The sequence below is a fragment of the Xenophilus sp. genome (assembly GCF_044462705.1).
GTDB classification, from domain to species: Bacteria; Pseudomonadota; Gammaproteobacteria; order Burkholderiales; family Burkholderiaceae_C; genus Xenophilus; species Xenophilus azovorans.
This window is the reverse complement of the sequence record NZ_JBIQNC010000260.1, coordinates 1-5,885: the sequence shown is the minus strand read 5'-3', so window position 1 is coordinate 5,885 and position 5,885 is coordinate 1. Positions and strand designations below refer to the sequence as shown.

8 protein-coding genes and 1 pseudogene are annotated in these 5,885 nt (G+C 73.5%); 5 read left to right on the top strand and 4 right to left on the bottom strand.

The annotated features are described in order from the left end of the window. Together ACIY1X_RS24080 and ACIY1X_RS24075 are read left to right on the top strand one after the other, a co-directional pair. Window positions 1-965, top strand: a pseudogene (locus tag ACIY1X_RS24080) (acetoacetate--CoA ligase); the annotation flags it as partial. Next, window positions 962-1,387, top strand: a complete 426-nt coding sequence (locus ACIY1X_RS24075) for a YbaY family lipoprotein (RefSeq protein WP_399685578.1) — start codon at window positions 962-964, stop codon at window positions 1,385-1,387. The pseudogene ACIY1X_RS24080 and the gene ACIY1X_RS24075, both read left to right, overlap by 4 nt. 18 nt (window positions 1,388-1,405) lie before the next feature. Here the strand turns inward: ACIY1X_RS24075 and ACIY1X_RS24070 are convergent, their stop codons facing one another. Both ACIY1X_RS24070 and ACIY1X_RS24065 read right to left on the bottom strand, forming a co-directional pair. Continuing rightward, window positions 1,406-1,978 carry a dihydrofolate reductase family protein gene (locus tag ACIY1X_RS24070; RefSeq protein ID WP_399685575.1) on the bottom strand — a complete coding sequence of 191 codons (573 nt, stop codon included), beginning with the start codon at window positions 1,976-1,978 and terminating at the stop codon, window positions 1,406-1,408. A 22-nt stretch (window positions 1,979-2,000) separates the two neighbouring features. Continuing rightward, a complete protein-coding gene (locus tag ACIY1X_RS24065) occupies window positions 2,001-2,405 on the bottom strand; it encodes a phage holin family protein (RefSeq protein ID WP_038211621.1) in 405 nt (134 codons plus the stop codon). Between the two features lie 105 nt (window positions 2,406-2,510). Between ACIY1X_RS24065 and ACIY1X_RS24060 the strand changes: the two genes are divergently transcribed. Both ACIY1X_RS24060 and ACIY1X_RS24055 read left to right on the top strand, forming a co-directional pair. Further along, on the top strand, window positions 2,511-2,819 hold the full coding sequence (locus ACIY1X_RS24060; RefSeq protein WP_038211593.1) for a hypothetical protein: 309 nt from the start codon (window positions 2,511-2,513) through the stop codon (window positions 2,817-2,819). Between the two features lie 73 nt (window positions 2,820-2,892). Beyond that, window positions 2,893-3,465, top strand: a complete 573-nt coding sequence (locus ACIY1X_RS24055; RefSeq protein ID WP_399685572.1) for a DUF4124 domain-containing protein — start codon at window positions 2,893-2,895, stop codon at window positions 3,463-3,465. A 16-nt stretch (window positions 3,466-3,481) separates the two neighbouring features. Here the strand turns inward: ACIY1X_RS24055 and ACIY1X_RS24050 are convergent, their stop codons facing one another. Beyond that, window positions 3,482-3,844, bottom strand: coding sequence for a DUF1161 domain-containing protein (locus ACIY1X_RS24050; protein ID WP_038211595.1), 363 nt, complete (start codon window positions 3,842-3,844; stop codon window positions 3,482-3,484). 150 nt (window positions 3,845-3,994) lie between these two features. Between ACIY1X_RS24050 and ACIY1X_RS24045 the strand changes: the two genes are divergently transcribed. After that, window positions 3,995-4,330 (top strand): DUF3175 domain-containing protein, encoded by a 336-nt coding sequence (locus ACIY1X_RS24045; protein WP_399685569.1) that lies wholly within the window; start codon window positions 3,995-3,997, stop codon window positions 4,328-4,330. Window positions 4,331-4,343: 13 nt separating this feature from the next. Here the strand turns inward: ACIY1X_RS24045 and ACIY1X_RS24040 are convergent. Beyond that, window positions 4,344-5,885: adenylate/guanylate cyclase domain-containing protein (locus tag ACIY1X_RS24040; RefSeq protein ID WP_399685566.1), on the bottom strand; the 1,542-nt coding region annotated here is incomplete at its 5' end.

Genomic DNA, 5,885 nt, shown 5'->3' with positions numbered 1-5,885 from the left:
AATGCGGCGAGCTGTCGCAGGTGCGCGTGCTGGGCAGCACCGGCTCGCCGCTGGCCGAGGACGTGCAGCGCTGGGGCAGCGACCAGCTCCGCCAAGCCAGGGAGGCCGCGGCGCGCGCGTCGAGCGCCGCGCCGGGCCGCCCCAAGCAAGCGAGCGCCCCCTCGGGGGGCAGCGAACCACGCGAAGCGGGGAGCGTGGGGGCCGATGTCTGGTGGTGCAATATCTCGGGCGGCACCGACTTCTGCGGCGCCTTCGTCGGCGGCAACCGCGAACTGCCCGAGGTGCCGGGCCAGATGCAGTGCCGCTTCCTCGGTGCCGCCGTCTACGCGTGGAACGAGAACGGCCAGCCCGTCGTCGACGAGGTCGGCGAGCTGGTGTGCACCGAGCCCATTCCCTCGATGCCGCTGTATTTCTGGAACGACCCGGGCAACGCGCGCTACCTGTCGAGCTACTTCGACACGTATCCCGGCGTCTGGCGCCACGGCGACTGGCTCAAGGTCGGCCGCGACGGCGGCTGCATCATCTACGGCCGCAGCGACGCCACCATCAACCGCCAGGGCCTGCGCATGGGCACCAGCGAGATCTACAACGCGGTCGAGGCGCTGCCCGAGGTGCTCGACTCGATGGTGGTCGACCTCGAATACCTGGGCCGCGACAGCTACATGCCCCTGTTCGTCGTGCTGCGCCCCGGCGTGGCCCTGGACGACGCGATGAAGAAGAAGCTGGGCGACGCCATCCGCGCCAGCCTGTCGCCGCGCTTCCTGCCCGACGACATCTTCCAGGTCGCCGAGATCCCGCGCACCCTCTCGGGCAAGAAGCAGGAGCTGCCGATCAAGAAGCTGCTGCTGGGCCAGCCGATCGAGAAGGTGGTCAACCGGGAGGCGATGGCCAACCCGGGCTGCCTGGACTGGTACGTGGACCTGGCGGCGCGGCACCTGGCGGGCGCCGCGGGGGCGAAGGCATGAACCGCCGGCGCCGTGCGCTCTGCGCGGCCGTGCCCGCCGCGTCGATGCTGGCCGCCTGCGGCACACCGCCCGCCTCGGCCCCGGCCAGCCGCGTGGTGCGCGGCAGCGTCGCCTGGCGCGAGCGCATCGCCGTGCCGCCGGAGGCGGAACTCATCGTCCGCGTGCTGGACGTCTCGTGCGCCGACGCGCCCGCCGTGGTGCTGGCCGAGCAGCGCCAGCGCACTGGTGGCCGCCAGCCGCCCTTCGCCTTCGAACTCGCGGTGGACGCGGCGCGCCTCGACTCGCGCATGCGCTGCACCGTCGCGGCGCGCGTCGAGCTGGCGGGCCGGCTGCTGTTCATCAGCGATACGGCGTACCCGGTGCTCACCCAGGGTGCGGGCGAGACGGCGGACCTGATGCTCGTGCGCGTGCCGGCGCGCTGACCCAGGCGAGGTGCCGGCTCAGGCGCCGCCCGCCGGCGGCTTCGCCGGGACGCGGTAGCGCAGTTCCGCGAAGCCCGTGCCGATCTGCCTGGCCGAGACCAGCACCAGCGGCGGCTGTGTGAGCCGGCGCGGAAACAGCGGCTTGCCCCTGCCCAGCGTGACGGAGCCGACCTGGACGATGATCTCCTCCAGCAGCCCGGCGTCGTGGAACTGGCCGGCCAGGTCGCCGCCGCCGACGATCCAGAGGTTGCGGCCGCCGGCGGCGGCGCGCATGGCGTCGTGCACGGGCCGCACGTCGCCGCGCACGAAGCGCAGGTCCGCGCCCGGCACGGCCGGCAGCGTCCGGTGCGAGAACACCCAGGTCGGCTGGCTGTACGGCCAGGCCGAGCCGGTCTGCTCGGCGACCGACTGCGCGTGCCGCAGCATCCATTCATAGGTGCTCGCCCCCATCGCCAGCGCGCCGACCTCGGCGATGAACGCGGGGTAGCCGGTGTCGTTGATGTCGCCGAGCGGGAACAGCCAGTCGAGGGCGTCGTCCTCGGTGGCGATGAAGCCGTCCAGGCTCGCGGCGGTGTAGTACTGGGTCGTCATGGCGGTGCGCAGCGATCCCGCCCTACAACCACGTCCCCGGCCCCTGCGGCATCTGGATCTGCATGGCCGGGTCGGGGCCGCTGACGAAGGCGCCGATCAGCAGGCTGAGGATCGACACGAACAGGCTGGCGAACAGCGCGGTCCAGAAGCCCGAGACGCGGAAGCCCCGCACCAGCGCCGCCACCAGCAGGATCATCAGCGCGTTGATCACCAGCAGGAACAGGCCGAAGGTGAGCAGCGTGAGCGGCAGCGTCAGCACGATCAGCAGCGGCTTGACGATGGCGTTGGCGAAGCCCAGCAGCAGCGCGGAAATGACCAGCGCGCCGGTGCTGTCGAACTTCAGCCCCTTGAAGATGTGGCTGGCGACCCACAGCGCCAGCGCCGTGATGGCCCATTGGACGAGGAAGGGAGCGAGGTTGGACAGCATGGCGGCCATCCTAGCGGAGACACGGGCTGTCGATGCCGACCTACGCCGCCGCTGCGGCGGCAGGCGCAACCTGGGGTGTCGTGCAACCACCCCAAGGAGCCCACCATGCCCCGAGGCGAAAAGTCCGCTTACACCGACAAGCAGAAGCGCAAGGCGCAGCACATCGAGGAGGGCTACGAGCAGCGCGGGGTCGGCAAGGAAGAAGCCGAGCGCCGCGCCTGGGCCACCGTCAACCGCGAGTCCGGCGGCGGCAACAAGAGCGGCTCGGGCCGCGGCCACGCCGACACGAAGGTCGCCGCGCGCAAGGGCGGCCGCCTGGGCGGCGCGGCCTCGGCGTCGCGCAGCGCCGAGGAGCGCTCCGCCTCCGCCCGCAAGGCGGCGGCCACGCGCAAGCGCCGCGCGGCGCAGCACTGATCGACGAACGGAGCGCGCCCCGCGCCGAAAGGCACGCGCCGGCGGCCCCGGGCGGGCCCACAATGGCAGCACCATGCAAGCCGTCCGCGTCCGCACCGCTCTCCCGCCGGCCACGCTGCTGGCGGCGCTGCTCCTGGCCGGGTGGACGGCGCCGGCCGGTGCCGAGGTCGTGCGTTGCACCGACGCCGCCGGCCGCACCAGCTACACCGACGGCAAGTGCCCCGCCGGCACGCGCCAGGCGCAGCGGCTGCCCGAGGTGGAAGTGCCGCCTGCGCCGCCCCCGTCCGAGGACGCCGCGCCTGCCCCTGCATCGGCGCCAGTTCCAGCGCCCGCTCCCGCTCCCGCCCCCGCGGCGGCCCCGGGCGACGGCCTGGTGATCCTCGACAGCCGCGGCACCGCCGCACCGCCGGCCGCGCCGGCGCCGTACGTGGACGAGCCCTACCCCTACCCCGGCCATGCCTATGGGCCGGGCTACCGCGGCGCGCCGCCGTCGCGCGACATGCGCCCGCGCCTGCGCAACTGCGACGCCACCGGCTGCAACGACACCCTGGGCAACCACTACGACCGCCGCGGCCGCATCGACCGCTACACCGGACCCGACGGCAAGACCTGCCGGCCGGTGGGGTCCACCACCATCTGCCGCTGAGCGCCGCCCGGCGTGTTCAGGGCTTGCAGCTGCCGCCCATCGAGACCGAGCCGTCGCGGCATTCGGTGAGGATGCGCTCCTGCGCGCCGCCCGGCCGCGGCGCCGGCGCGGCGGCGGGCAGCGGCTGGCTGGGCTCGCGCACGTAGACGATCTTGCGCGAGCCGAGTTCGCAGGTGCCGACCACGCGGGCCTCGGTCGCCGCGTCCATCGGCAGCACGGTGACGCTGAAGCGGCTGACCCCGGCCGAGGCGATGCGCGCCTCGATGCTGGCGCGAAGCTCCTCGCAGGAGGTGCCCTGCGCCTGCGCGCCGGCGGCTGCGGCCAGCAGCAGCAGCGGTGGAAGGAGCCGCGGGGCGGGGAGGGAGCGGTCGGCGTGCATGGGCCCTGCTTTTACACCGCCGCACGGCCGCTGTCTGCCGGCCGGCGCGCGCAGCGGCGCCCGACCGACAGGCGATGCAAGAGGCGGCCTACGCAGCCGCCCGGGCAGGCGCGCAGCATGGAAGGCATCTCCTTTTACCGAGGAACCGCCATGCCACATCGATCCCCTCACGGGCAGCGCGCAGGCGCGCGCCAGGGCCGGCGCTGGTCGCAGCACGTCACCGAGACCAGCGATGCGATGGACCTCGAACACGGGGTCTTCGCTCAGTCCAGCGCCCAGGCCATCGCGCGCTCGCTCAAGCGCTCGGCCGAGCACAGCCGGCGCCGCAAGAGCGACCCGTTCCGTTCGGCCATGTCCATGCTGAACTTCTACATCAACCGCGCCGGCCGGCGGCTGCCGGCCGTGCGCAAGCGCCGGCTCGAAGCGGCCAAGCGCGCGCTGCGCGAGCTGTTCCACCGCCCGCAGCCGCAGCGGGCCTCGCGCTGAGCACCTCCGCCGGTCAGGCGGCGGGCGGCGCGGCCTCGAGCAGCTCGTACACCAGCAGCGGCTGCTGGCGCCCGCGGATCTGCATGGCGTCCAGCCGGCGCGTGGGCAGCGCGCCGCCCAGGCCCTCGAAGGTGGTCTGCGAGATGAGGATGCGCGTGCCCAGCTCCTTGTTCAGCCCCTCGATGCGGCTGGCCACGTTCATCGTGTCGCCCACCGCCGTGTAGCTCAGCCGGTCGTTGGAGCCCAGCACGCCGGTGATGGCCGGGCCGGTGTGGATGCCGATGCGCGTGGGGAAGGGCGCGCGCCCCTGCGCCTGCCACTGGGCGTTGAGCGCGTCCAGCTCGGTCTGCAGCTCCAGCGCGGCGCGGCAGGCGCGCAGTTCCGCGTCGGGCCACTCGGTGGGCGCGCCCCAGAAGACCAGCATGCCGTCGCCGATGTACTTGTCGATGGTGCCGCCATGGCGCGCGACGACGGCCGCCGCCAGGTTGAAGTACTGCGTGAGCTGGTCCACCAGGCCGCCGATGGGCGTGGTCTCGGCGATGCGCGTGAAGCCGCCCACGTCGGTGAACATGACGGTGATGCGGCGCGGCTCGCCGCTGGGCGCCAGGTCGTGGCCGCGGTCCACCAGCTGCGTCACCACGTCCACCGGCACGAACTTGCGGAAGGCCTTCAGGCCGCGCGCCGAGTCGTCCAGCGCCTGGTCCAGGTGCTGGATCTCCAGCACGCGGCTTTGCACGCGCGGCAGCCGGTCCAGGTCGAGCCGGCCGATGCGCCGCGCGATGCGCGACAGCTGCTCCACCGGCGCCGTCACGCGCTGCGCCAGCCGCAGCGAGACCATCACGATCAGCCCCAGGAAGCCGAGCACCAGCGCCATCGCCCACAGCACGGCGCGGCGCAGGCCGCCGAGCAGCTTCTCTTCGGGCACCCAGCTGATCAGCCGCCAGTGGGTGGAGGGGATGCGCGAGGTCTGCACCAGGTAGCGCCGGCCGTCCACCTGGATCGGGAAGTGGGTGGCGATGGTGCCGCGCGCGCTGCCGTCGGCCAGCATGTGGGCGTGCACGGCACCGAGCACGCCGCCTTCCGGCGCGTGCAGCGCATGGGCGCGGCCGGGCTGGTCGCTGCGGGCCAGCACCTGCCCGTCGGCGCTGAGCAGGGCGCTGTCGCCGTAGCCGGCGCGGCTGAACTGGCGCACGAAGTCCGCCAGCCGCCCCAGCGTCACGTCGCCGGCGGCCACCAGCACCTGCGCGCCGCTGGCGTCGCGGCGGCGACTGGGGATGGCGTAGGTCACGCCCAGCTCCTGCGCGGCGGCGAAGACGTAGGGGCGCGTCCACACCGGCGCCTGCTTCTGCAGGGCCATCGAGAACCAACTGCGCGAGAGCGGGTCGTAGTCGCTGCGGAAGGCCGAGATGCGCTCGGTCAGGTAGCGCTGCTGCGCGTCGCTGCCGGTGCCGTCCTCGGGCGGTCTCGGCTTGAACTCCCAGGTCTCGATGGTCGTGCCGTGCTCGCGCACGATGTGGCGCACCGCCGGGTCGGGGTAGCGCTGCACCATCAGCAT